Annotated in this window: 21 protein-coding genes and 1 other annotated feature; of the genes, 2 read left to right on the forward strand and 19 right to left on the reverse strand. The window is 26.0% G+C overall.

All coding sequences use genetic code 11. From position 1 onward, the window contains the following. Positions 1-174: 174 nt before the first annotated feature. The 19 genes from ABDZ71_RS08355 to ABDZ71_RS08445 form a co-directional block, all read right to left on the reverse strand. Positions 175-2160, reverse strand: coding sequence for a methyl-accepting chemotaxis protein (locus ABDZ71_RS08355; RefSeq protein ID WP_343760683.1), 1986 nt, complete (start codon positions 2158-2160; stop codon positions 175-177). A gap of 402 nt (positions 2161-2562) precedes the next feature. After that, positions 2563-3414, reverse strand: coding sequence for a DMT family transporter (locus tag ABDZ71_RS08360; protein ID WP_343760684.1), 852 nt, complete (start codon positions 3412-3414; stop codon positions 2563-2565). A gap of 493 nt (positions 3415-3907) precedes the next feature. After that, on the reverse strand, positions 3908-4516 hold the full coding sequence (locus ABDZ71_RS08365) for a GNAT family N-acetyltransferase (protein WP_343760686.1): 609 nt from the start codon (positions 4514-4516) through the stop codon (positions 3908-3910). A gap of 434 nt (positions 4517-4950) precedes the next feature. After that, positions 4951-5658, reverse strand: a complete 708-nt coding sequence (nuoB, locus tag ABDZ71_RS08370) for an NADH-quinone oxidoreductase subunit NuoB (RefSeq protein ID WP_343760687.1) — start codon at positions 5656-5658, stop codon at positions 4951-4953. Between the two features lie 8 nt (positions 5659-5666). Next, positions 5667-7235, reverse strand: a complete 1569-nt coding sequence (locus tag ABDZ71_RS08375; protein ID WP_343760689.1) for a hydrogenase large subunit — start codon at positions 7233-7235, stop codon at positions 5667-5669. A 133-nt stretch (positions 7236-7368) separates the two neighbouring features. Continuing rightward, on the reverse strand, positions 7369-8775 hold the full coding sequence (locus tag ABDZ71_RS08380) for a proton-conducting transporter transmembrane domain-containing protein (protein WP_343760690.1): 1407 nt from the start codon (positions 8773-8775) through the stop codon (positions 7369-7371). Between the two features lie 10 nt (positions 8776-8785). After that, positions 8786-9397 (reverse strand): hydrogenase, encoded by a 612-nt coding sequence (locus tag ABDZ71_RS08385; RefSeq protein ID WP_343760691.1) that lies wholly within the window; start codon positions 9395-9397, stop codon positions 8786-8788. A 15-nt stretch (positions 9398-9412) separates the two neighbouring features. Next, positions 9413-10339, reverse strand: a complete 927-nt coding sequence (locus ABDZ71_RS08390) for a respiratory chain complex I subunit 1 family protein (RefSeq protein WP_343760693.1) — start codon at positions 10337-10339, stop codon at positions 9413-9415. A gap of 163 nt (positions 10340-10502) precedes the next feature. Further along, the gene (locus tag ABDZ71_RS08395; RefSeq protein WP_343760694.1) at positions 10503-12287 is read right to left on the reverse strand and encodes a proton-conducting transporter transmembrane domain-containing protein; all 1785 of its coding nucleotides are present in this window, start codon (positions 12285-12287) and stop codon (positions 10503-10505) included. A 497-nt stretch (positions 12288-12784) separates the two neighbouring features. Continuing rightward, a complete protein-coding gene (locus ABDZ71_RS08400) occupies positions 12785-14215 on the reverse strand; it encodes a carbon starvation CstA family protein (RefSeq protein WP_343760695.1) in 1431 nt (476 codons plus the stop codon). A gap of 462 nt (positions 14216-14677) precedes the next feature. Continuing rightward, positions 14678-14887: a binding site (T-box leader), on the reverse strand. Positions 14888-15025: 138 nt separating this feature from the next. Then, on the reverse strand, positions 15026-15637 hold the full coding sequence (locus tag ABDZ71_RS08405; RefSeq protein WP_343760697.1) for a hypothetical protein: 612 nt from the start codon (positions 15635-15637) through the stop codon (positions 15026-15028). Positions 15638-15718: 81 nt separating this feature from the next. Beyond that, entirely contained in the window at positions 15719-15886 is a 168-nt protein-coding gene (locus ABDZ71_RS08410) for a hypothetical protein (protein ID WP_343760699.1), read from the reverse strand. Positions 15887-16098: 212 nt separating this feature from the next. After that, positions 16099-17826, reverse strand: coding sequence for an ABC transporter ATP-binding protein (locus ABDZ71_RS08415; protein WP_343760701.1), 1728 nt, complete (start codon positions 17824-17826; stop codon positions 16099-16101). Positions 17827-17842: 16 nt separating this feature from the next. Then, positions 17843-19585, reverse strand: coding sequence for an ABC transporter ATP-binding protein (locus tag ABDZ71_RS08420; RefSeq protein ID WP_343760703.1), 1743 nt, complete (start codon positions 19583-19585; stop codon positions 17843-17845). A 230-nt stretch (positions 19586-19815) separates the two neighbouring features. Further along, positions 19816-20433, reverse strand: a complete 618-nt coding sequence (locus tag ABDZ71_RS08425) for a TetR/AcrR family transcriptional regulator (RefSeq protein ID WP_343760705.1) — start codon at positions 20431-20433, stop codon at positions 19816-19818. Positions 20434-20520: 87 nt separating this feature from the next. Continuing rightward, a complete protein-coding gene (locus tag ABDZ71_RS08430) occupies positions 20521-21546 on the reverse strand; it encodes a class I SAM-dependent methyltransferase (RefSeq protein WP_343760707.1) in 1026 nt (341 codons plus the stop codon). Between the two features lie 275 nt (positions 21547-21821). Next, complete coding sequence (locus tag ABDZ71_RS08435) at positions 21822-22454, reverse strand: hypothetical protein (protein ID WP_343760709.1); 633 nt, start codon at positions 22452-22454, stop codon at positions 21822-21824. Then, positions 22451-23911, reverse strand: a complete 1461-nt coding sequence (locus ABDZ71_RS08440; RefSeq protein ID WP_343760711.1) for a HAMP domain-containing sensor histidine kinase — start codon at positions 23909-23911, stop codon at positions 22451-22453. The genes ABDZ71_RS08435 and ABDZ71_RS08440 overlap by 4 nt, the downstream gene beginning before the upstream one ends. Beyond that, positions 23912-24565 carry a response regulator transcription factor gene (locus ABDZ71_RS08445; protein WP_343760713.1) on the reverse strand — a complete coding sequence of 218 codons (654 nt, stop codon included), beginning with the start codon at positions 24563-24565 and terminating at the stop codon, positions 23912-23914. Positions 24566-24874: 309 nt separating this feature from the next. Between ABDZ71_RS08445 and ABDZ71_RS08450 the strand changes: the two genes are divergently transcribed. Together ABDZ71_RS08450 and ABDZ71_RS08455 are read left to right on the forward strand one after the other, a co-directional pair. Next, positions 24875-25636: a DeoR/GlpR family DNA-binding transcription regulator gene (locus tag ABDZ71_RS08450; RefSeq protein ID WP_343760715.1), complete on the forward strand. Its 762-nt coding sequence runs from the start codon at positions 24875-24877 to the stop codon at positions 25634-25636. Between the two features lie 30 nt (positions 25637-25666). Further along, positions 25667-26527 carry a Cof-type HAD-IIB family hydrolase gene (locus ABDZ71_RS08455; RefSeq protein ID WP_343760717.1) on the forward strand — a complete coding sequence of 287 codons (861 nt, stop codon included), beginning with the start codon at positions 25667-25669 and terminating at the stop codon, positions 26525-26527. Positions 26528-26658: the final 131 nt, after the last annotated feature.

The following is a 26658-nucleotide window of genomic DNA, read 5'->3' on the forward strand; positions in this document are numbered from 1 at the left end:
AATGAATATACTCTTATTTTTTTATCAGGAACTACTTTTATATTTTTAGAATAAATAGTAACTAAAATTAAATAAAGCCCATAATATTTTACTTAAAGTAATAATTTTAAAATTTACTTTAAATAGAATATTATGGGCTGTACTAAAATATAAATATATGAATTTTAATAGAGTTTAAAATTTAAATTTTGATATTTCTTCTTGTAGTTTATCTGCTATTTCGTTAAGTTTATCTGCTGATTTAACAACATCTTCAAATCCTGCTGATTGCTCTTCTGTAGATGCTGAAACTTCCTCTGTAGATGCTGAAGTTTCCTCTGCTGCACTTGCTGCATTTGATATATTTTCTATAACTTCTCTTTTTCCGCTATCTATAACTTGTAAAACTTTATAAACTTTATTAATATTATTTTCTAACATATCTGTACTACTTTTTATAGTGGTAAAACTTTCATTTGTATTTATTACCTTTACATCTATTTCATTATTTTGATTTGATAGGTCACCAATTTTATTTCTAACTTCCTTAACACTACCATTCATATTATTCAATAATTCTCCTATGTTATCTGCAGCTAAGGAAGATTCTTCTGCTAATTTTCTTACCTCTTCTGCAACTACTGAAAATCCTTTTCCTGCTTCTCCAGCTCTCGCAGCTTCTATAGATGCATTTAAAGCTAAAAGACTTGTCTGCTCTGTTATAGCTTTTATTGTATCTATAATTCCTACTATTTCTTTTGAATTTTTTTCTAGAATTATAACTTCCTCTACTACTTCTTCATTTATAGTCATACCTTTATTAAAGGATTCTTTTAAATCTTTCATAGTTTTAATTCCGTTACCTGTAAATTCTTTAACTTCAGAAGATTCATTTATCATATCTTTTGAATCCTTAATAGAATCATCTACCAATGTTCCAAATTCATCTACTTTATTATAGCTTTCATTAAGATCTTCGGCTTGATTTGCTGCACCTTCTGCTATTTGTTGTACTGATTTTGCTATTTCTTCTCCTACAGCATTAGCTTCTTCTGTTACAGATACTAAAGATTCAGAGGCTTCTTTAAGATAATTTGATGTATCTTTTGTAGTCTTTAAAATCTCTACCACTTCATCTGCCATAGAATTTATGGAATCTGCTATAATTTCAAGCTCATATACAAATCTAGAATCCTTCTTAACCTTATGAGAAAAATCTCCTTCTCTCAGTTTATTTAAAACTTTAACCATTCCTCCTACTGGATCAGTAAGGCGTTTTGAAAACATAATAGAGAGTAATAAAACCGCTCCTCCTACTAACAATATTATAAGTGATGAAACCAACATTTCTCTATGTACTTTTTTATCTATTTCTGATTGTGAAACAAGAGCTATTGCAGTGCTTTCAGTATTTTTATCCATCTTTTTATGTACTAAATAATCATTACCGTCTATTATTACATTCTTTTTATCCTCTAATATATCCCCTAGCCATTTTAACTCATTCTTTGACTTTCCTAAATTATTTTTATTCTTAGCCATAATTATTTTACCTGATTTATCTAAAACTAAAGGATATCCTTTATCTCCTATTTTTATATGAGATACTTTTTTAGATAAATCATCTAATTTTACATCTAAAGCCACTACCCCTAATATTTTCCCTGATTCATCCTTAATACTTTTAGCAAAAGATATAATATACATACCTTTTGCTGCAGAATCTTCATAAGGATCTGTAGTTATTACTTTCCCATTGTTTTCTATAGCTTTTTTATACCATGGTCTTGATGTTGGATCATAATCCGATGAATTATTATTAGGTACCGCATACATTCTTTTATCACTAGTTCCCATATATACACTAACAATATCATCATATGCTTTTACATTATTGTTAAATATATTCATTAACCATTTCTCATATTCTGGGTGCTTATATATTCCTAATACGTTTTTCTCTTTTGATAGCATTTCTATTAATTGAGAGTTATTCTCATTAGTATCTCCTATAGAATCATAGATTCTAGATATACTATTATCCGCTAGATTATTATAGCTTTCATTTAAATTTTTATAACTTGAATAGCAACTATAAGATCCTATCAATACTGTTGGAACAAGTACTGCTGTCAAAATCAATTTTATTATTTGATTTTTAAAACTTACTTTTTTTTTCAAAATTTCCCCCTCCAAGTCTAGTACATATATCTGTATAAAATCTTATTTATACACATAAAAAGTATAAATAAATTCTCAGTTTTTAGTAAAATCTTTATTACATCTAAATCATATAAAATTTTATATAATTAACTACCACTATAAGGCTCCCATTTATAAAAATAGCAACCTTAAAAATTTAATTAACATATTATTAATCGTCATTATATTTTTATACTTTATAATTTAAAATATATAAAATACATTTTTGTATTATTTTTACTATATCTTCTATATAATTAATATATAATTTCACCAAATTAAACTTATTTATTTAATCTAATCTATTTATTTTAAATATATAAATTCCTAAACAATAAAAAAGAGTTTATCACAAAATAGAATAAACTCTAAAAATATATCTTATTTAGATTTAACTGTTGAATAAAAAACAGTAGCTAAAATAATACTTCCTCCTAATATTTCTCTTAATGTTGGTATCTCTCCAAGTAACATAGCTGCAGATAAAATAGCATAAATTGGTTCAAGACTAGATATAATACCAGCTGTTTGTACCTTTACATTCTTTAACCCTTTTATAAATATAGTATGAGAAATTGCTGTAAAAACTGTACCTAATAACATAAGCAGTAGTATATCCTTTGAATGAAAAACATTTTTTTGAAAAAACAAAGCTGGTAATAATACAATAGCCGCTATTAATTGTTCATAAAAAGCTACTACTAAACTTGAATATTCTTTTACATATTTTCTATTAAGCATTGAAAGAATTGCATAAGTAAAACCAGCTATTAATCCCCATATAACTCCTTGAGTTAAGTTACTCTCTAATTGAAACTTAGGAATTACAAATACTACTCCTAAAAATGTAATAATTGCAACAATAACATCTGATAACTTAATCTTCTCTTTAAAAAAATATGGCTCAAGAAAAGTAACAAATACAGGAAAAGTAGAAAAGGTAAGAAGTCCTATTGCTACTGTAGATACTTGAATAGATTTCAAAAATGCAGTCCAATGTGATGCTAAAATTATTCCCATTATTACTAAATAAAAATAATGCTTTTTTTCTTTTAATTTTATACTTTTCTTAAAATAAAAGATTATAATAAATAAAAAAATACTTGAAAAAATCACTCTACCAAGAGTAATTATCATTGGTGGTAAAGCTATTAATTTACCAAATAATCCTGATAACCCAAATAACAAAACCGCTAAATGAATGTCAACTAAACCTTTGTTTTTTGTTTTCATATACTTCTCCTTAGCTACCTCAAAAATTTATTCTTCCTATTATATTATCAAAATTACTTTAGCAAATCAAAGTATTTATATAGGAAATATTTATATATTGATATTAAAAAAATTTTTGCTAATATACTACCTTAGATCCACTTAAAAGAATATAAAAAAATAAATACCAGATAAGATTTATTTTATAAAGTTTTTATAAAATATTTAGTCTTAAACTAAAAATATAATACTAAAAACTTACTTATCTGATATTTAAAAATTATTATATATATTCTTTATAATTATTATTTGTTATCTATAATTTACTATCTATTTTTCAACTATTATTATATGTCTGTTAATTATTATATATTTTACAATTATTATCTACTATTTATTAACTATTATATATTTCTTCAATTTCTATTTTTCTTTTATATTTCTCATTTTTAATTGGTAGTTTCCATCTACCAATTAGTATTTTCACCTGTTTATTCAATTATTATTTTTATAACTAATATAGTGGATTACCAGAAAAATGTTTTTCTTTATATGGGAACTGCCTTTCAAAAATATCTAACTCATCCTTATCTATTTTAAAAACAGGATCTTCATAAAATTTTCCTGAAATTTTTTGGAGTGAACCTTTATTTAATTCTAAGGCCATAAAATCCTCAAAATTATCTCCCCAAGATGTTTTAATATTATACTTTTTAGCATTTTCAAAACCAAATCGATTATAATACTTTGAACTACCAAAAATCACAACTCCATTAAAACCTAGTTCTTTACAAGCTTTAATAGAATGTTTCATAAGTAAAGTTCCTATTCCTTTGCCTTGATAAGAAGGTAACACTGTAAGAGGTCCCATACACAACACTTGAAATTCCTCATCATTTTCATTAACTACTTTTGCTTTTGTATAAACTACATTACCAACAATTTTTTCTTCATCACAGGCAACAAAATCTAATTCTTTAATAAATGCCTTTGTATTTCTAATTTTATGAACTACTAAATGTTCATCACAACCTGGTTTATATAAATCCCAAAATGCTTCCCTTGTCATGTTTTCTACGTCTCTAAAGTCTTTTTTATCTTCTAATCTAATTAATATATTCATTATATATGCTCCTTTTATGTGTTATTTTTTACTAATCCAATTAATCGGTGGTAAAAGAATAGCACCTAAAGTTATAACATATTTTAAATAGTACCTTAGGCTCGTTATTCAAAAACCACCTTTGATACAATGCTCTTTTTACTCATAAAAACTTTTCCTTTCTTTACACATTAACTTTATATACAAATATTAATATGTTTAAGTAATTTCTTTATACACCACTTAAACATATCATATTTCAAATAGCATATCAATTTTAGAAAATACTTATTATATATTAGTTATTATTTATCTTTTAAATTCTTGTTTTTTATATTTTATTTTTTATCTATTATTTGTGTTTTTCATTATTATTTATTATCTGTTATCTCTTATTTGTTATCTGTTATCTCTTATCTCTTATTTGTTATCTTTTATCTTTTATTTGTTCTTTATTATTTTCTATCCATAATATGAAGTATTCCTTCAAGTATAGCTTGTGGTGATGGTGGGCATCCCGGTATTACTAAATTTACTGGAAGTATTTCATTTAAATTTTCGCATACTCCATAACCATCTTTAAAAATGCCACCATTATAAGCACATCCCCCTACAGCTATAACTATTTTAGGATCTGGTATAGAATTATAAGTTTTAATTAAAGCTTCTTTCATATTTAAAGAAACAGGTCCTGTTACAACTATGCCATCTGCATGTCTTGGAGAAGCTGCAAAACTAACACCATATCTTGATAAATCATAATAATTATTTTGAGAGTTAGAAACTTCCATTAAACAACCATTACAAGAACCAGTATCTATTGCTCTTAAAACTAGTGATCTATTAAATTTACTATATATTTTTTTCTTTACTTTATCACCAAGGATTTCAATGGTTGACATCTTATAATCATTAGTCATAGTTAATGCCCCAGATGGACAATTATTTATACATTCTTTGCAAAACATACATTTTTTATGATCTATTTTTATTTTATTTTCTTTTAAAGATATAGCATTAACAAGACATTCCCCTATGCATTTTTTGCACATATTACAAAGTTCTTTATCCACTGATATTTTGCCATAACTAAATGGATTTTCACAAAGGGGATTTTTCACTGTATCTTTTCCGTTTTTTAATCTATCAATTAAGAATTTCATTATATCACCTACTTATCATTTTCAGAATATGACATGTTAAAACTTTTATTGCAAAGTGGAAAATCAGGCACTATTTCTCCAGATACTGCATAAGTTAATCCCTTCCAATTAGTAAAAGAAGGAGTTTTAAAATAAATTCTATCAAAGTAATTATCTCTGCCTACTTTTCCATATACAAGAAGTTCACCTTTTACTGTTTCAACTATACTTAAAGATTCACTGCCTTGAGTAAGTTTAAACTCTGGTTTACTTCTTTTTATATCATCTTTAATTAAATCCAAGGCTTTATATATATAATCAAAAGCATCTTTCATTTCTGCAATCTTTACTTTATATCTTTCAAAAACCCCACCTATTTCTTCCATATTATTATCTTTTTTTAGATCTTTGTATATTTCGTAAGGGAATTTTTTTCTAACGTCATACTTAATTCCAGCTGCTCTAGCAACAGGACCTGTCATATAAAGTTTTTTTGCAGTTTTCTTTCTAACTATTCCAGTATGCTCAACTCTATCTAAAAATGTAAATGAATCTAACGTTACTTTTATAATTTCATTTATCCTAACACTTAAATCCTTAAGAGTATTTTTTATCTCCTTTATTGATTCTTTTTTAAAATCTATATTAATACCACAAGGTACAATTACATTTCTCATAAATCTGCTTCCTGTTACTTTTTCACAAAGCTGACGTACTTTTTCAGAAAGGAAACTTAATTTTTTAGCAGGATAACTAAATCCAATATCCACGCACATTCCACCTACATCTGATAGGAAGTTATAAATTCTTTCAAGTTCTAAAAATACAACTCTTAAAGCTTTTATATCTTCTGAAACTTCCTTTGATAATAATTTTTCTACTAAAAGAGCATAACTTTCAGCGTAAGCTACTGAAGATTCACAAGCAACCCTTTCAAATAAAAGATTAAGTTTGTCCGCTTTTATATTTTCACATATTTTTTCAATACCACGATGTTTATAATTAAGACGTATTTCAAGATTTTCTATTGGCTCTCCAATAGTGCTAAATCTAAAATGTCCCGGCTCTATTATTCCCGCATGTACAGGACCAACAGGAATTTGATATCCTTCATCACCTTTTACCTTTTTAAATTCATATTTTGGTATTTCATTTTTTTCTTTGATCTTTCTACCATATTTAAAACTTTTTCTTAGTGGATAAACATTTTTTTCCCATTTTTCATGTTTAACAAGATGACGAATATCAACTCCACCATCTATTTTTAATCCATATAAATCAGATATCTCTCTTTCAAATAAATGACTTTGGTATAAAACATCTTGAAGAGATACAATTTCATCTTCAGTTTCATATCTTAATATTACAAAATATCCTTCTTTACTCTTTGACATTACAATGTTTATAACATACATATCATCTCTATTTTTTTGAAAACAAAATTGTGATATAAATTTCAATTTATATTCTGTAAGTAATGTTATAGCTAAAAATTTTACATTAGTACTATCACACATTACATATAGCTCATTTTTATTTTTAATTTCACTTACCAAACTTAGTTTGTCTAATTCTTCCTTTAGTAAATCGACTTTCACCATTTCACATCCTTTGTACTTAATCTAGGAAATTCTAAATATTTCTATTTAAAATAAATACTATTAATATACTAAATACAGAACTTACAGCTTTTATTATTTATTTTCATATTCCTATTTATAAATTTTCATCTTAATTTCCAATAATAATATTAACTGCTCTATTAATTAATGAATTTATTTCTCCATTTGAAAATAAACTTACAAAAATTACAGCCAAAAATGCAAGTGCAAGTGGCCATATATTTTCTCTATCTTTTGGATTTTTTTCGTTATAATCTTCACTCTTATCAAAAATCATACTCATAAATGCTTTTAAAAATCCTGCAAAAACTATAAGAAGACAAACTGTGTAAATAGCTGCAACTATATAGTTGTTATTTTTTATTGAAGCTATAAGTATGCTATATTCACTAAAGAATGAAGCAAAGGGAGGTACCCCTGTTATAATAAGAATTCCCATCATCAAAAATACTGTATTTATAGGCATAGTTTTAATAAGGTTTTTCACCTTACAAATACGTTTAGTTTTATACGCACTCAATATATTTCCTGATACTAAAAATAATAAAGTTTTTCCGTATGCATGAATGATTGAATGTAATACTGCACCAAAAACTGCTATTTTACTACCTATTCCAAATCCAAGAGTAATAATTCCTAGATTTTCAACTGATGAAAAAGCAAGAAGTCTTTTATAATTTTTCTGTTTTAATATACTAAATGAAGATATAATCAAAGATATCATTCCAAATACAATAAATAAGTAACTCATTTTATGAAGTCCTTGTATTTGTCTTATAATTATGTAGAATCTAACAATTACATATAACGCAAGATTCAAAAGTACTCCTGACATCATTGCACTTATTGGAGAGGGTGACTCACTATGTCCATCAGGAAGCCAAGTATGCATTGGAGCAAGTCCAGCTTTTGTACCAATTCCAACAAATATAAAACTAAAAGCAAATTTAACTATTACTTTATTCATATTAGAATAATGATTTACTAAGTATGTCCAATTTAAAGCTTCTGAAACTGATGCATTTGAAGCATATATTAAAAGTATTATTCCTATCAAACCAAGGACTATACCAACAGAACAAATAATAATATATTTCCAAGCAGCTTCTAGTGAAAGTTTATGTTTATTAAAACCTATCAAAAATGCAGTTGACAGTGTTGTAGCTTCAAGTCCTATCCACATAAGCACAATATTATTTGAAAGGGAAACTACAAGCATTGAAATTACAAATAAATTAAACAAAATATAATATAGTCTAGCAGATTTTTCATCTATTTCTTTTTCTTCTACTTCTTCTTTAATATATTTATAAGAATAAATAGCTGCAATAAAAGATACAGTACTTATCAAAATTAATTGAATTACATTAAGACTATCTATATATATTGAATTACCATAATAAGAAATAGAACTAACTACTTTAAGTTTTGATTCAAATATTACTGCTATAGCTACTAATATAGTTGTTATTATAATTGTTAATATTGACATCAATTTAATCTTTTTTGAAACCATCTTTTCCCCTCTATTCTTTTAAATCTGAAAGATAATCTGTACTTACTGTATCAAAAGTTTTATTAATGTGGAATATCATCATTCCCATTATTAGAGCAAGAACTAAAACTTCAAGAGCCATCCATGCTTCTAAAACCATAGGTATCTTAACTAATGATATTTCAAGTAATATAATTCCGTTCTCTATTGTTAAAAGGCCTACCATTTGAGTAATAGCTTTTTTTCTTCCAACCATTACGGTTATTCCAATTAAAATTAAAAATATTCCTGTTTTTAAATAAATGCTAGGGAAATTTCTAAAAATAGCAAAAATAATCATTATATATAAACCTGAGAATATAAAAGAACTAAACCCACCTACTATAAGATCAAGTTCTCTTTTTATTTTTAAAGTTCTAAATGATTTTCTTATTATATGAGGTATCAATAATACCTTTATAGTTAATGTTAAAATTCCCATTATGTAATAGTGCATTTCCTTTGTAGTGTATCCTAGAAAAATACATGCCAAGGCTATTGCTAAAGATTGCACTGTAAAACTTGATGTTAAAAGTTTAATTCTTCTTGTACCAGAAATTAAAATTCCTGATATTATTACAATAGAAAGTAATAACTGTAACATTTTAAATGCTCCTTTTTATATGAAATAGTTTAATGAAAAAGCTGCAACAACTATTGAAAATGCTGTTGCTAAAAGCTCTGGTACTCTAAACAATCTTGATTTTGCCATAATAATTTCAACTATTGAAATTATAAGTAAAACTAAGATTACTTTTACTATGTAAAATAAAATAGCTTTTAATATTACAAGGGCTGAAAGTGATGTTCCTAATCCTACTGGCATAAATATGTTTATAAATATAGTTATAAAAGCAACTAATTTTATTTGAGAAGCTAATTCTATAAATCCTAAATCTTTTCCTGATAAATCAAGTATCATTGCTTCATGTATCATAGTAAGTTCCAAATGAGTTTCAGGATTATCTATTGGGACTCTTGCATTTTCAGTTAAAAGAACTATAAAAAATGCTACAGCCGCTAAAATATGTCCTATATTGTAGGGGTTACTACCAGCGTTTATTGAAGCTATATTAAAAATATTAAAAGTCTTAGTTTCAAAATACACAAATAAAATAATAAAAAACATTACAGGCTCAACAAGCATTGATAAAAAAAGTTCCCTACTACTTCCCATGCCTCCAAAAGTACTACAACAATCAAGTCCTATTAATGTATTAAAAAATTTTATAATTCCAATAATAAATACAATAATAAATAAGTTTCCTAAAGTATTATCATTGCTATAAAAAACAGGAATCATAAAAGCCACTGTAATTGATGCTGCAAGACTTAAAATAGGTCCTATTTCTGTTATAAAAGAACTATTTTCCGATCTAATATTGCTTTTTTGAAATAATCTTATGTAATCATAATATATTTGAAATATACTTGGACCTTTATAACCACGTAAATTTGCTTTAATCTTTTTTATAATACCTACAAATAGAGGGGTAAAAAGGATAATAAAAAGTCCTTGTAAAAAATTTATAATGTTATACTTCAAGGTTTTCCCTCCTTAAATAAATTTCTCTTTTATTTTCTAAATTTACTATTTTAAAAAAGTTACACACTTTTATAAATAAAACTATATATTAAAAATCTTTATCAATAATTTCTCATTTGTTCATTAGGTATCTAATTTAAAATTTATTCTCTATGTATTGTTTTTAGATAAATTTATAAACTACTATAACTGTAATTAATAATGAAATAAATATGTATAATGTATACACTTGTATCCTACCTGTATGTATTTTAACTATATTTGAAGAAATATAGTTTATAAAATTTACTATAGGATCATATATATATCTTTCTAATTTATCAAATACTGTATCTTTTAATGATATTAATATACCTTTTTTGGTCTTTTTAGAATATCCAACTAAATTTCCAAAAATCCTTGTAGATGGCTGACTTAATCCATTTCCGCTATATTGCATATAAGGTTTCATATTGTTAAAACCACAACCCCAAGTTTCTTTTACAGATGTTTTATTTCTAGCATCTAAAGCTTTTGATATTACAACTAATATCATTACTATAGCAAGTATAATAGTTGCAACTATTGTTATTTCATAATTACTGTTTATTTGTATTACATTTAATTCCATATTCAATGTTGAAGCTGAAACATTAGAGATCAATTTAATTGCAAAAGGCGAAAAAACTCCTAGTAATATACACATTAAAGCTAAAAATCCAAGTCCAATATTCATAGAATGAGGAATTTTATGTGTAGAAACTGCTTTTTCACTTCTAGCTTGTCCAAGATATGTTATTCCAAAACTTTTAACTGAAGCATATAATGCAGCTCCACTAGTTAAAGCTATAATAACCATACTCATCATAAGAATTACTGCTGTCCATGTATCTTTAACAGCAACAGTTCCTACTATAAATGACTTAAAAATAAGAAGTTCACTTGCAAATCCATTTAAAGGTGCAATAGCTGAAATTGAAGCCGTTCCTATAAAAGCACAAATAGTTGCAAACTTCATTTTTTTATAAAGTCCACCAAGTTCATTCATGTTTTTAGTTTCTGTAGCATATAACACACTTCCAGCACTTGCAAAGAGCAAACTTTTAAATATAGCATGATTTAATATATGAAATAAAGCTGCTGTTAAAGCTATAAATCCAAGATTCTTTAAATCAAAATTAATAAATACTAGAGAAAGTCCTAATGTTGAAAGTATAATTCCTATATTTTCAGCACTTGAATATGCTAGTAATTTTTTTATGTCCTTTTGAACTAATGCATTTAATATGGAAAATATAGAAGTTAAAGCTCCTAAAACAACAACTATAAGAGATAAATATATAGGTATATCTTTTACAAAATAAAAACTTACTCTTATAAATCCATAAATAGATACCTTTAACATAACTCCAGACATAAGTGCTGATGCATTAGATGGTGCACTAGGATGTGCTTTGGGAAGCCATGCGTGAAGTGGTATAAAACCAGCTTTTGCTCCAAAACCTAAAAGGGCTAAAATAAAGATTATATTCTTTTGAGTAATTGTTAAACTATAAGAAAGTCTTTGAAAATCCTCAAAATTTATGCTTCCAGTATATTTATAAAGGAAAGCAAACATAATCATTAAAAAGAATCCACTAATGTGGGTCATAATAAAATAAATTACTCCAGACTTTATATTATCTTCTTTTTTATGTTCATAAACTACAAGGAAAAACGAACTAGCACTCATTATTTCCCAGAAAACTATAAAAGTAATACTATCCTTAGAAACTACCACAGCAATCATTGATAGTGTAAATACAAGGATTAAAAAAATATTATAAATTCTAGAATATTTGTTTTTGTACTCTTTAATATATCCCATAGAGTATATTAATATAGGTATAAATACTGAGATAATTAAGAGCGCGAAAAAAACTGAAATTTTATCATTCAAAATTCCATTAGAAAAAAGTATTGGTAACAAAGTACTCTCACTCCTTTTTTTAATTTTTTGACACGTAGAGTATAATAGCACTTTAAAGTAACAAAATCAATGTAATAAATATCCTAATATATTACAAGTTATAATACATAATTTTCTGATATTTATGACTTATATACTATTATGAAAATAAATTTTATATTGGAAATCTAAAATTAACACTATATGCTTTCCATTTCTCCTATTTTTGAAATTTATCTACATATTTTAATTTTTGTAATTTAATACAAAATACAAATTCTATCTATACTTTTTTATATTATTTTATATAATAAACTCTTTAAAAATTTTATAAAAATATTTATAATTCTAACTTCTTCCAATACTAAACCTCTATAAATTTCAAAATACAATAAAAAAGTCTTGGATTTTCTCCAAAACTTTTCTCTATCATTCAATATAATTTATAGTTTTTAATCACCATAAAAAATATCTTATTTGTTGTTTGTTATTTAATCTTTATAATTTGAATTTATATGTTAATTGTTAACTGTATTTTCCACTAAAGTAGTTGTATTTTTCATTTTAACAAAGAACATAATTAAAAATACTAAAGCTACACATATACCTGTTATATTTGATATAGTTGCTGGTAATTTAAAACCTTCCGGTGCTTGCATTATATAACTTACAGATACACAAGTCATAAATAATGCTGAAATACTAGTTAACCAATGGTTTTTGCCTTTTTGATAAAAATACACTGAAGATGCCCAAAGTGTTACCATAGCAAAAGCTTGTGTAAGCCACCCCATGTATCTCCATAGTATAGGGAATTTAACAAAAGTCAAGAAAACTCCAACTACAAACATAGGAACAGCAACAACTAATCTATTAGATACCTTTTCTTGAGAATAATTAAGTATATCTGTTAAAGCTAATCTAGCACTTCTAAATGCAGTATCCCCTGTAGTTATAGGACATACGATTACTCCCATTATAGCTAGCATTCCTCCTGCTTTACCTAAAAGAGTATTAGAAATTTCAAATACAGCTCCTGCAGATCCAGCTTTCCCTAGCACTATTTCAGCAAGACCTGGAGTCCCTTTATAAAAAGCTAATCCAGCAGCTACCCAAACCATTGCAACAACACCTTCTGTTATCATTGCACCATAGAAAACTTTTCTACCATCTTTTTCATTTTTTAAACATCTTGCCATCATAGGTGACTGTGTAGCATGAAATCCAGATATAGCACCACATGCTATAGTTACAAACATCATAGGCCACATAGAAGCATTTTTAGGATGTAAATTAGCAAACTGTATTTCTGGAATATGATATCCATTTAAAATCAAAGATACTCCAACGCCTACTGCCATAAAAGCTAAACACATTCCAAATATAGGATATATCTTTCCTATTATAACGTCTACCGGTAATATTGTTGCTAAAAAATAATAAATAAATATAATAGCGATCCATAAATTTATACCGAACTTAGTAGGAATTAAACTATTTAAAAGTCCAGCAGGTCCAGCTACAAATACTACCCCTACAATTACACAGAAAAAAACAGTAATAACCCTCATTATGTTTTGAACTTTTTTTCCAAGATACATGCCATATATTTCAGAAAGACTTGCCCCATTATGTCTTAATGAAATCATACCAGATACATAATCATGTACTGCTCCACCTAAAACACATCCAACAACTACCCAAAGAAAAGCTATCGGCCCATACAAAGCTCCCATCAATGCCCCAAAGATAGGTCCAAGGCCTGCTATATTAAGAAATTGTATTAAATAAACTTTCCAAGTTGGCATAGGAATAAAATCCACACCATCTCCTGATTTATAAGCTGGAGTTTTTGAATTTTCATCAACATCAAGTTGTTTTTCAACATATCTTGAAAAGAAAACATATCCAGCTAAAAGAACTAATAGTCCTCCTATAAATGTATACATCATAAAGCCCCCTTTTGTTTATCTATTTAACTTTCATATATAATACATATAAGTAAAAATATTGATTTAAAATAGTTAGTTTAACAATTAAAATAACTTTTAAAAGTCTTTATATGAATCTATTATAACTTTAATATTTTAAAGCACTAAAGCTTCATCCTATAATTAATTTAGATTTTAAACCTATTTTATAAAGGTTACTTGTAAAATTATTTTATTAAATCTAATATGTTTACAGATTAAGTTTACATATTAAGCTAAATTTTTTTAAATTATATTTTATTAGAAATATATTTATTTATTATGTAACCCCAATACAATAATAAAAAATATATAAAACTAACTTAAGAAATTAATATTGTTTTGTAATAAATCAAAAGTAAAATTACAAACTATAGATAATAATATTTACTAAAAAAGTTATTAAATCATAAAATTAGATAAAATAAAAAGAACCTTTAGCCATGAGGCGAAAAGATTCACGCGGTACCACTCAATTTTTATCTCAACTTAATAACGGCTAGATACCGGTAAAACTTACACTTTAGATAGAATCTAAATTTCAGTTTACAGCTCAAGGGTGATTTTCAATAGTTTTTGTTTATGGGCTTTCACCTTTCCCCACTCTCTTTAAAACATAGGCTATATACTCTTCCCAATCAATGCTTTTTGGATATTTTTTTAAATAATACAAGGTTTCCTTTATTATGTCAAATTAAAAAGCATACAAAAACTTTCATGTTACCGTTTTATATTTAAAAATAATCATTCTATCTATAGTTTTTATTATTTTTCATATTATAAAAGCTTTTAATTTTCTAATAAAAATCCTTTAACTTTATAGCTATTTTTATCTATTTTTACTAATATTTTTTTAGTATTATTATATTTAAAAAACACATTATATTCATCAAAGCCTTTTGAATTACTTTTAATATATTCTTCAATGAAATTCACTTTACTTCCATCTAGTATATTATTATTCTTAATAAAATTAAGGGCTATTTTTTTCGAATCTCTTATACCATGTTTTTCATTAACCTTTTTATTCTTTTTTATAAATTCTCTGTTATTATTATAATAAAGTTCTATAACTTCACCTGTTTTAGTATTTATTCTGCCTTTGTAGTATATATCATCATTATTACTAGTTAAGGTAAAATACTTTTCATTATCATTTCCAATAGCATAGTGAGTTTTGAATTCTATATTTTTTTTATCTATTTCAAACTCTAACTTATCCTTAAAACATCTATCAATTTTTTCTATATACTTTTTTGTACTAATAGATTGATTTTTAGGAGCTGCTATTACTACTTCATTTATATGTAGTATGCTTATACTCATATATGTAAAAGATATAGTTACAATTATCATCAATATTATAAATACTGTTATTGCTAATCTTTTTCTTAATTTCATAATATTCCCCTCAGTTCTTTCTATTTTCATTTAAGCTACTGATTCTTATATTTTTTATCTATTTCATAAACAAATTTATTATTAAGTTTTTTGTACATATTTTACCCAATCATCTAATTGATTTATTGGTCTTGCTTTCATCATTTGATTTTTTTTCACTCTACTTTTAGGAATTTGTTCTAAAATTATAGTCCATGCTATAACAAATATAGCAATCAATGATATTGCAAACTTTATTTTTGATTTCATAATGGATTTTCTCCTTTGATCCTAGTATTCTTTAAATTCTTTTTCCTACAATAAAATTATATAAACCACTTATGACAATATCTCGCATACTTATTACCAAATTGTAAATTTTTTTATAAAATAGATTTTAATTTCAAATAAAAAATAAGTTTCCAAGATATATCACTGGAAACTTATTTTTATTCTAATATTAATTTAAAAATATATATAAATTAAACTTGCCATCTAAGAGATTTTTGTCTAATATCAATAAATCTCTTATAAATTCCTTCTTTTAATATCAATTTATCATGGGTACCAACTTCGTCAATTTTCCCATCATTCATAACTATAATTTGATCTGCTTCTTTAACTGTTGATATTCTATGAGCAATACTAATAACAGTTTTGTCCTTTGTTAATTCATCAATGGCTTTTAAAAGTTCATGCTCATTTTCTGGATCTACACTAGATGTTGCTTCATCTAAAATTACAATAGAAGAATCTTTTAATATTGCTCTGGCAATTGAAATTCTTTGCTTTTCACCACCAGAAAGTGTTGATCCACTTTCTCCTACAACAGTATCAAATCCCTTTGGAAGTTTCATAATAAAATCATAGCAACAAGCCTTTTTAGCTACTTCTATAACTTCTTTGTGGCTTGCCTCTGGTTTCCCAAATTTAATATTATTTTCAATAGTATCATGAAACAAATAAACCTTTTGAAATACTGTACTTATATGGCTCATCAGTGAGTCTGTAGAAATATTTTTTACATCTTCACCAGCAAATTTAACACTTCCACTATCAACATCCCAAAATCTCATCATAAGACTACACAATGTAGTTTTTCCAGAGCCTGAAGGACCAATAATAGCTGTTTTAGATCCTTCTGGTATTTTAAGGCTAACATTTTTAATAATTTTTCTGTCTTTTTCATATCCAAAAGAAACATTAGACATTTCAATATCATATTTTTTTGTATCTAATCTATTATATTGTCCACTCATTTTAGGAATATCAATAACCTTCTCTAACCTATCTAATGCTGATTCAATCATAGGTAATAAAAATGCACTATTTCCCATAGTTTTCATATGCTGATAAACAGTAAAAGCAGATGTTAAAAATAATACTGCAATAGGAAATGTTACTTCCTCACCTAAAAAAAGATACCCTGTTACCATAATGACAAATCCGCTAGCTATATCAAATATACCTTTATACATACTTACTCCTGGCATTACTTCTTTTTCAATAGAAATACTAGCTTTTTTATCACCATCTAACGCCTTATCAAGTTTTTCTTTAAATCCTACATTTATTCCAAAAGATTTCACCACAGTAATTCCTCTAATATATTCAATTACATTAGAAACCATATTTGCCTTAGATTTTTGCATTATGACAGTATGACCAACTGCTTTTTTCTTAACATTATGCAAAATTATCTGAGAAATAATTATTCCTATAAGGGTTATTAACCCAATTTTCCATCTAAACCAAAACAATATAACTGTTGTCAAAACTGCTTGAACAATTCCACTAACCATATTTTCCACTGCTACCATACTAAAACTTTCTAAAAATGTCATAGAAGATGTCAAGGCTGCACTAATATCACCTAAAGTCTGTTCATTAAAATAACCCATTGGTGCTTTTTTTAATTCTTCTCCTATTTGTAATCGCTTCTCTGCGTATACATAAAACCCATTGCCAGTCATTTTTATAGTTATCAACCATTTAAAAATAAATTGTCCAATAAACCCCATAAAAAGTATAATAAATCCATTAAAAATGATAGATGATGTTAAATTCTTAATATTAACTAAAATATACAAAATAGCAAACAAAGACATGCATCCCAAAAATGAGTGAATGAAACTAAATATAATACCTGAAACTAAATTTTTCTTATAGGAACCACATATATCTATAATTCTTTTTATTGTACGAAACACACTATCCCCTCCAATTTTATAAAGCTGATACAGCCATATGCTTATCCCACATATTTTTATAAAGATTACATCTACTTAGCAACTCCCTCTGAGAACCTTTATCAACAATTTTTCCATTTTCAACTACTACAATCTGATCAGCATCTTGAATAGTTGTAAGTCTATGAGCAATAACAACTAAAGTTTTTCCTTTTATTAATCTAGCTAATGCTTCTTGTATCAAATCTTCATTTTCAGGATCTGCAAAAGCAGTTGCTTCATCTAGTAAAATTACATTAGAATTTTTGAGAATAGCTCTTGCAAGTGTAATCCTTTGTCTTTCGCCACCAGAAAGTTTTCCTCCAGCATCTCCTACTTTAGTATCATATCCTTTTGAAAGATTCATAATGAAATCATGACAGCAAGCAGATTTAGCTGCATTAATAACTTCTTCATCTGTAGCATTTGCATTTCCAAAACGTATATTTTCCTTGATGCTACAATCAAATAAAAAGTTATCCTGTGCTACATAACTTATTTCTTCCATTAATTGAATAGTTGGAATGTTTCTTATATCTTTATTTCCATATAATAAGCTACCTTCATTTACATCCCAAAATCCTGCCATAAGTTTCATAATAGTTGATTTTCCTCCCCCTGAAGGACCAACAATTGCTGTAACTTTCTTTGGTAAAACATTTAAACTTACATCATCTAAAACTTTGTTATCGCCATATGAAAAAGAAACATGTTCTAATCTAAATGCATCTTTATCTAACACTACTCTTTCTGAAGGTCTTTTTAACTCTTTAATATGGAGGAATTTATCAACTTCTTCAATACTTTGATACACAACAGCAAAATCTTCGAAAAACTGAAAAGCTGCTAAAAGTGGTCCTGCAATTCCCATTGATAAAATTATACAAGTTATAAAAGTACTAAAATCAATACTTCCTTTCATAAAAAGCATACTTCCAAAAGGTAAACTTACTAAAAGAGTTGAAGGAACAAGAGCATATCCTGCTGCTGCAAATCCCCAACATTTTCTCCACCATCCAAGAGTAAAATTTCTAAAATGCAAAACAGCTTTTGTAAATCTTTCATAAGAATTACTTGATTGATTGAAAGCTTTAATTACTTCAATTCCATTAACATACTCTATAAGAGCCTCATTCATATCACTGCCAGCTTTCATAAATTTAGAAGAATTTTCTTTGTATCCAATCATTTGACCCATCATTACTATAAAACCTAAGGGAATAGTTGCAATTCCTGCTAATGCCATTCTCCAATCTAAAACAAAAAGAATAATTATAATAAAAATAGGCGTTAAAAGATTTGAAGTCATCTCTGGTAAAATATGAGCTAAAGGCTTTTCCAATTTCTCAACAGTATCAACAACAAGAGTCTTAAGCTCTCCTGTTGAAGATTCCATCATAACCCCTAAAGGAACCCTTAACATTTTTTCTGAAAGCATAGAACGTATATTTTTTAAAATCGTAAATGCTGCTTCATGGGATGTCATAGTAGACAATGTTGTAAAAAGCATTTTGCCTATAAATCCTCCTAAAGCAACTAAAGACCACTTTAAAACTCCTTCCTTCGTTATGCTATTATCAAAAAATCCCGCAGCTAACATTGCTACACTTAAATAAGATAACATTACTAAAAGTACACCTATTATAGCTAAAAAAATAGAAAGATTAATTTTCCCTTTGCTATTTCCAGCAAATTTTAATAATTCACTTAATGAACTTTTTTTCTCTTTTTTGCTATCCATTTTAAAACCTCCCTATATATTAAAAATTTATCAGTATTCTAGTAACTATCTATGCTGAATTTATATCTTAACAATTTATTACCTTCCTCTAATAAACTCTTACTTAAAAGTAAACATAAAAATTTTTGAAATACTTGTATTTAAAAAATCATCACATATTCGTTTGATAACTAAGATAGCTAACTTAGTTATCATAGTGGCAAAAAAGAAAAGTCTTAAGACAATTCCTTCTAATCACTTAAAATATTTTTCCATCCTGGAGCAAAAAATTTCACTAGAGTCTTTGTATAAGCAATTGCATCCTCTTTGGTATAATCATGTACAACAACTTCAAAAACAGAAGAAAAATATGCTTGAACTATCATGTGAATTTCTTTTTCTGAAATATCATGAACCTTATAACCTTTTTTTCTCATAGCATTAATATACTTTAAGGTTTTTTTTGTTTCTATTTCTGAAATATCATGAAGAAAGTTTTCATATTTTGTCCCATCTGAAGATAACAAAAGTAACTTTATTTCACTATAATTATCATAAATAAACTCAATAAAAGGCATGATTCCATTTTGATTTACATCCCATATTTTTTCAATCTCTGAGTTTTCAAGAATATTATAACTCTCTTTTTCACTTTCTAAATACATCTTTTTAAGCTCAGCTAAAACAGGACTAACTATCTCTATAAATACAGCTTCTTTATCCTCAAAATGACGATAAAAAGCTCCTGTTGTTATATTTGCATCTTTACATATCTTTCTAAGATTAGAACGTTCAAATCCATTTTCCATAAAATTTTTCTTTGCACTCTTTAGGATATCTGAATGTGTTTTTTCATAGCTACTTCCCATCTGTAACACCTCGACAATCTTATTAACTACTATAATGATAACTTAGTTATCATTATAGTAGTTAACTATTGATTTGTCAATCATTGCTTACTTTCTTGCTATATCAACATCCATCTCACCCATTACACTATTAAATGTTCTTTTATACACATTTTCAAATCCATTTCTTAAAATAGCATCACTTACTTCTCCTTGTTCCAAGCTAAAGTCATATCCTTTTAAGAAACTTGGAAGCCACCCTACAACCATTTCTTTTGGCTTTGTTTTTTCATTTATTAAACCTTCTGAAATACACATAAAAACACCTTTAGGATTTAAAGCATCATATATTTTTTTTATAACCGAATCTAAATCATGCTTTGCAAAATTTAATGTTCCTGAAGCCAATATAAAATCATATCCTTCACCAATTGAATCATTTAAATAATCTCCACTTAATACCTTTACTCTTTCTTCTAATCCATATTCTTTTATTGATTCTTCAGCAATCTTGGAAACTTCTGGAGTGTCAAAAACCACAGACTGAATTCCATGATGCCTTTTTGTAATTGCCATAGCAATAAGTCCAGGTCCCCCTCCTAAATCTAACATCTTATTAAAATTATTAAATTCTGGGAGAGAAGAAACCAAATCTGCAATTTCATTTGCTCTTCCAACCTTTTGTCCAGTCTTAATCATTTGTGTGTAATCACCATATAATTCATATGATTCTTCTACAGCTTCTTTATCATCAGATTCACTAATAGGTCCTTCTTTTGTTAATTTAACAATATCTATATCATCAAATCCGGAAGTACTACTTAACATTCTAATATAAGTGCCAATAAATAAATTTGAAGATTTAACTAAATACTTACTTGCTATTTCTTTATTTTTGTAAAAGCCTTCACTCTTTTCTAATAAATCTATTGATGTCAGTGCATCTAACAAATATCTAGTATTACTTGAATGTAACTCTAGTTTTTCTGAAATTTCTTTATAGGTTTTTAACTCTTCTAACTGTGAAAATATATCCAGTTCAATACCTGCAAATAATATTTTTGTATACATAGGTGCATAAATCATTTCTGACAATTTTTCTAATCCCTTATCGACTTTTGGAAATTGATTCATATATCTACCCCCTATTAATTAAATTTTAAAATATTTTTTCATAGAAGAATACGCTTTTGCTTAAATGATAATGATATTCATTATTATACCATACATTAACCATTAAAGTAATAAAAATCCATAATTTATAATCTAACCTCATTAACTTATTTATTTTATAATAATAAAATATAAAAAAATAAAAACAAATCCTAAATAAAATACTTTTATAAGAATTTGTTTTAATATTAATTTGAATGCTATATTATAATTTTATAATAATTTAATTTTATCCCTTAACCTAATCCTTTTATTTCACCTATAAATTCGTATGAACTAACTTTCTCTGTGCCTTTATCTATTTTAATTAATAAATATACATCGTTAGTATTATATTTAAAATATAAAAAATATTGATTACTATTTTGTGAACTCTCTTTAGTTAGTTTCTCACTAAGTTGTACTTTTTTAATATCTAACAAATTATTTTTCTTAATAAAATTTTCCGCTATATTTTTAGCTTTATTAAAGCTGTACTCATTATAAACTTTTTTTTCGTACTTTCTTAATGTCTCTCTATCAAAATATGAAAGTTGAAGTATTTTATCTGTTTTAGTATCAATTAATACGTAAACATCTAATTCCCCTCCATGTAATTCATCATTTTTTAATAAAAAACATTTTTGACCACCATTACCTACTATTTCAGTTTTCATATTTCTTTTATTAACCTTAATTCCTAATTGACTTTCTAAAGCTTTAACGGTTTTCTCTACATAATAACCTGTACTATTAGATTTCTCTTTACTTTTCTCTACAATTACTTGATTTTTTTGTATTACTTTTTTAGGCATTTGTCCAAAAACATTAATAGCTCCTAATATTAGTAAGGAAACAAGAACTAATGTGGTTATTATTTTTAACTTCATAACATTTGCTCCTTTTGGTTTAATATCAATTTAATTAATGTTCCTTTATTTATTTCACTTTTTATTTCTAATTTTGCTTCATGAATTTCTGCTATTTCTGCACAGATAGCTAGTCCAAGTCCCGCTCCATTATTAGCTCTAGTTCTAGATTTATCTACCATATAAAAAGCTTCAAAAACTTTTGGTAAATCTTCTTTAGATATTCCTATACCTTCATCTATAATTTCAATTATTATTTTTGAATTTTCATTTTTATAAACATTTAAATATATATTAGATCTTTCTTTAGAAGCTTTTATAGAGTTATCAATTAAATTAATAATTAAATTTCTTATTAAATCTTTTTCTACTAAAATAAAATATTCTTTTTTAATATCTATTATCAAGTTAATATTTTTAATTTTTAATCTATTTTGTAAAGATTCTTTTATATCTTCAGCTATAGTGTTTATATTCTCATAAACCATTTTAAAATTTTCTCTTTTTAATAAAATTAAATCCATCATCTTCCAAGACAATTCTTCTAATCTTGTACCTTCTTTAAATATATAATTTAACCCCTTTAAAAAAACTTTTTCATCATAAGCCGTTGAACGAAGAAAATCTGAATACCCTATTATAGAAGTTAGAGGAGTTTTTATTTCATGGGTTAAACTCTCAATAAAGCGTTGCCTTTCCTCTGCTTTTTTATCTAATTCAGTTATTTTTTCCTCAATAGATAATGCCATACTATTAAAATTTTCCGACAAAGCACCTATTTCATCTTTAGATTTAATTTCTGCTCTTTTGGAATAATCACCATTTGATATTAATTTAGTAACATTGATTAGTTTATTGATTGGACTTGTGACATGCTTAGTTAAAACATACATAAAAATAGCTAAAATAATAGAAAGCATACTACATAACTTTATAAAAAGATTATATTGAGCCTTTCTATCTTGATAAATATATGTTATATCTTTAATATAGGAAAATTTTAATACTTCTCCCTTTGTATCTAATAAACTATTTATAAATAAAAAAGTTTTATCACCTATATCTCTTATAATATATTTTCTTTTATCTAAAAAAGGATCTTTAAGTTCTTGTCTTTCCCCTAAAACTTTAAAATCTAAATTAGTAAAAACAGTCTCATTATCTTGATTTACAACTTCTAGATAAATATCATCATTAAATTTCCCTAAATATTCTTTAATGACTTTTTTATTAACATTGTTATTTTCACTGTAATAATCCTGATAATATTTACCAGGATACACTTCAGAATATTTTTTAATTAAGTTTATATTAAAACTTATTCCTGTAGAAATTCTAGAATGTTCTTCTAGTCCTCTATTTATAGATCTTTTTAAATTTAAATTATGACTATTTTCTATTAGAATATAAGCACCTAAATTAAATATAATCAAAAATATAACTACTGAATATATAAATATCTTTTGCCAAAATTTCATTTATTCCTCCAATCTATACCCTATTTTATATACAGTCTTTATCTTTTTACCTAAGTCTAATTTTTTTCTAATTCTTTGAATATGCATATCAACAGTTCTAGTTTCTCCAAAATAATCATATCCCCAAACACTTTCTAAAATTTTTTCTCTTGAAAAAGCTATCCCTTTGTTTTTAATTAAAAGTACCAATAATTCAAATTCTTTTAAAGTTAAATCTATAATCTTGCCATCTTTTTTTACTATTCTTTCTTCTATATATATTTGTAAGTCTTTAAAACATATTAGATTACTTACCTTCTTATATCTTCTTAAAACTACTTCAATTCTAGCTAAAAGTTCTACTGACTGAAAGGGCTTGACTATATAATCATCTGCTCCCATTCTCAATCCTTTAACCTTATCTGGTATTGAATTTTTTGCAGTCAAACAAATTATAGGTGTATCTAAATTTTCCAATCTACTCATTATATTAAAACCATCTAATTTAGGAAGCATAATATCTAATAATATTAAATCAAAATTTTCTTTTTCAATTAATTCTAGAGCTTCTACTCCATCAAAAGCTTGCCTAGTATCATACCCAACCATATTTAAATTTAATTTTATTAAATCAGAAATACTTAATTCATCTTCTACAATCAAAATTCTTTTCATTCTATATGTTCCCTTCTAAAAAAATTTATACTTAGTTAACATAATAATAACACTTACTTTTCTTTATACAAACCATTAAATATATCCATTTTGTAAAATAGTTGTAAAACCTAATAAAAGGAAAATTAATGTAACAACTTTAAAAATTCAATATCATTATTATAAATCATCCTGCTAAGCAAAAAACTTATAATAACTTATTTTTACTTATTTCAACTTGACCTTTTGCTTAATTTTACTTATAATTAACTTAGAAATACTTATGAAAATAAAGATAGATATACTGAAAAATAAAATAGAGGTGGATTTATGTACCAAGAAGAAAGAATACAAGCAATATTAAAATATCTAAATAATCATAAAAGAATAAGTATAGAAGAAATATGTAATCTATGTAATGTTTCAAGAGATACTGCAAGACGTGACTTAGTAAAGCTAGAAAAAAGAAAAGATATTCTTAGAACCCGCGGAGGAGCCCTACTTCCAAGTATCAAAACTGAAATTAAAAGTTATAAAGATCGTTTATTTACTGATTCTGAAGTTAAAAAGTCTATTGGTAAACTTGCAGCATCATTAATTAAAGAAAATGATAAAATCATAATGGATACATCCACAACAGTTCAAACTTGTTCAGAATTTATTAATGTAGACACCTGTACTATTATTACAAATTCTATTAATCAAGCTGATATACTTTCAAACAAATCACAAAAAATACGTGTTCACCTTTTAGGAGGAGAGTTAAATAAAGAACAACGTCTTTTATATGGTCCTCCAGTAATTTCTATGCTCTCAAATTATTATGTTGATAAATTATTTATAGGTTCTTGTGGTCTTAGTGGTAAAGGTATAATGACAGTTTTTGACGAAGATGGTTTTGTAAAGAAAAAAATGATTGAACAAGCAGAAGAAGTAATTTTATTATGTGATAGTTCTAAATTTGGAAAAGAAGGTTTTTTCAGAGTGGCTGACTTATCTAAAATTGACATACTAATAACTGATAAATTGCCTGATAAATCATTATTAGATATTTTTAATAATTATAAAATAAAAATTATTTTAACTAAATAACTATAAAGATAAAAGAAAGTAGGTGCTAAAATGAACTTAATAGCAACAGATTTAGATGGAACTCTACTTAATAGTAAAAGTAAAATAAGCACGGAAAATGCTAAAGCAATTAAATGTGCACAAAGTAAAGGAATAGAGGTAGTTATTGCAACTGGTAGATCTTATTTTGATGCACTTTCCTTATGTAAAGAAGTTGATATTTCAACTTATATAATTAGTGGTAATGGATCTGCTATTCATTCTCCTGATGGTGAAGAAATTTACTCATCTACCATAGAGGAAAAAGACGCACATAAAATAATAGCACACTTGAATAATAAAAATTATTATTATGAAGTAGCAACAGAAAATGCATTATACACTCCCTTTAATATAAAAGGAGTTTTAGATACTGAAATAAATAAAATGAAAAGTAATGACCCTAAACTAGATACATTACCTTTTGAACATGCAAAAAAAATGCAATTTAGTCAATCTGGTTTTGTACTTGTAAATAACTATAAAGAAATTCTAGAAAAAACTAAAAAATATTATAAAATCTTAGGTATTTCTTTTGATAAATTAAAAAGAGAAAAAGGAATAAACAAATTTAAAAAAATGGAAAATCTAGCCCTAGTTTCATCATGGGAATATAATTTTGAAATAACAAATAAAGATGCTTCAAAAGGAAATGCTCTTAAAAGATTGTCTTCTATATTAGGAGTTAATCTTGATAAATCAATCGCAATAGGTGATAGCTACAATGATATTTCTATGCTTGAAGTATGCAAACATACTGTAGCTATGGGAAATGCTCACCTTGATATAAAAAATTTATGCAAAACAATTTCTACTACTAATGATGAAAATGGTGTTGCCTACGCTATAAATAAATTAGCACTTTCTAGCTAATACAGTGTTTCTTAAATTAAATAAAATAAATTTTCATGAAAATTACTAGCGTTACCTTGTTTTTCTTGGGCGTGATAGTAAAATAAAGGGTAAGCCTTTTAATTAGACTTACTCTTTAATATTGATAAATC

Origin of the sequence: Clostridium oceanicum (assembly GCF_039521385.1) — a bacterium.
Taxonomy (GTDB): domain Bacteria; phylum Bacillota; class Clostridia; order Clostridiales; family Clostridiaceae; genus Clostridium_F; species Clostridium_F oceanicum.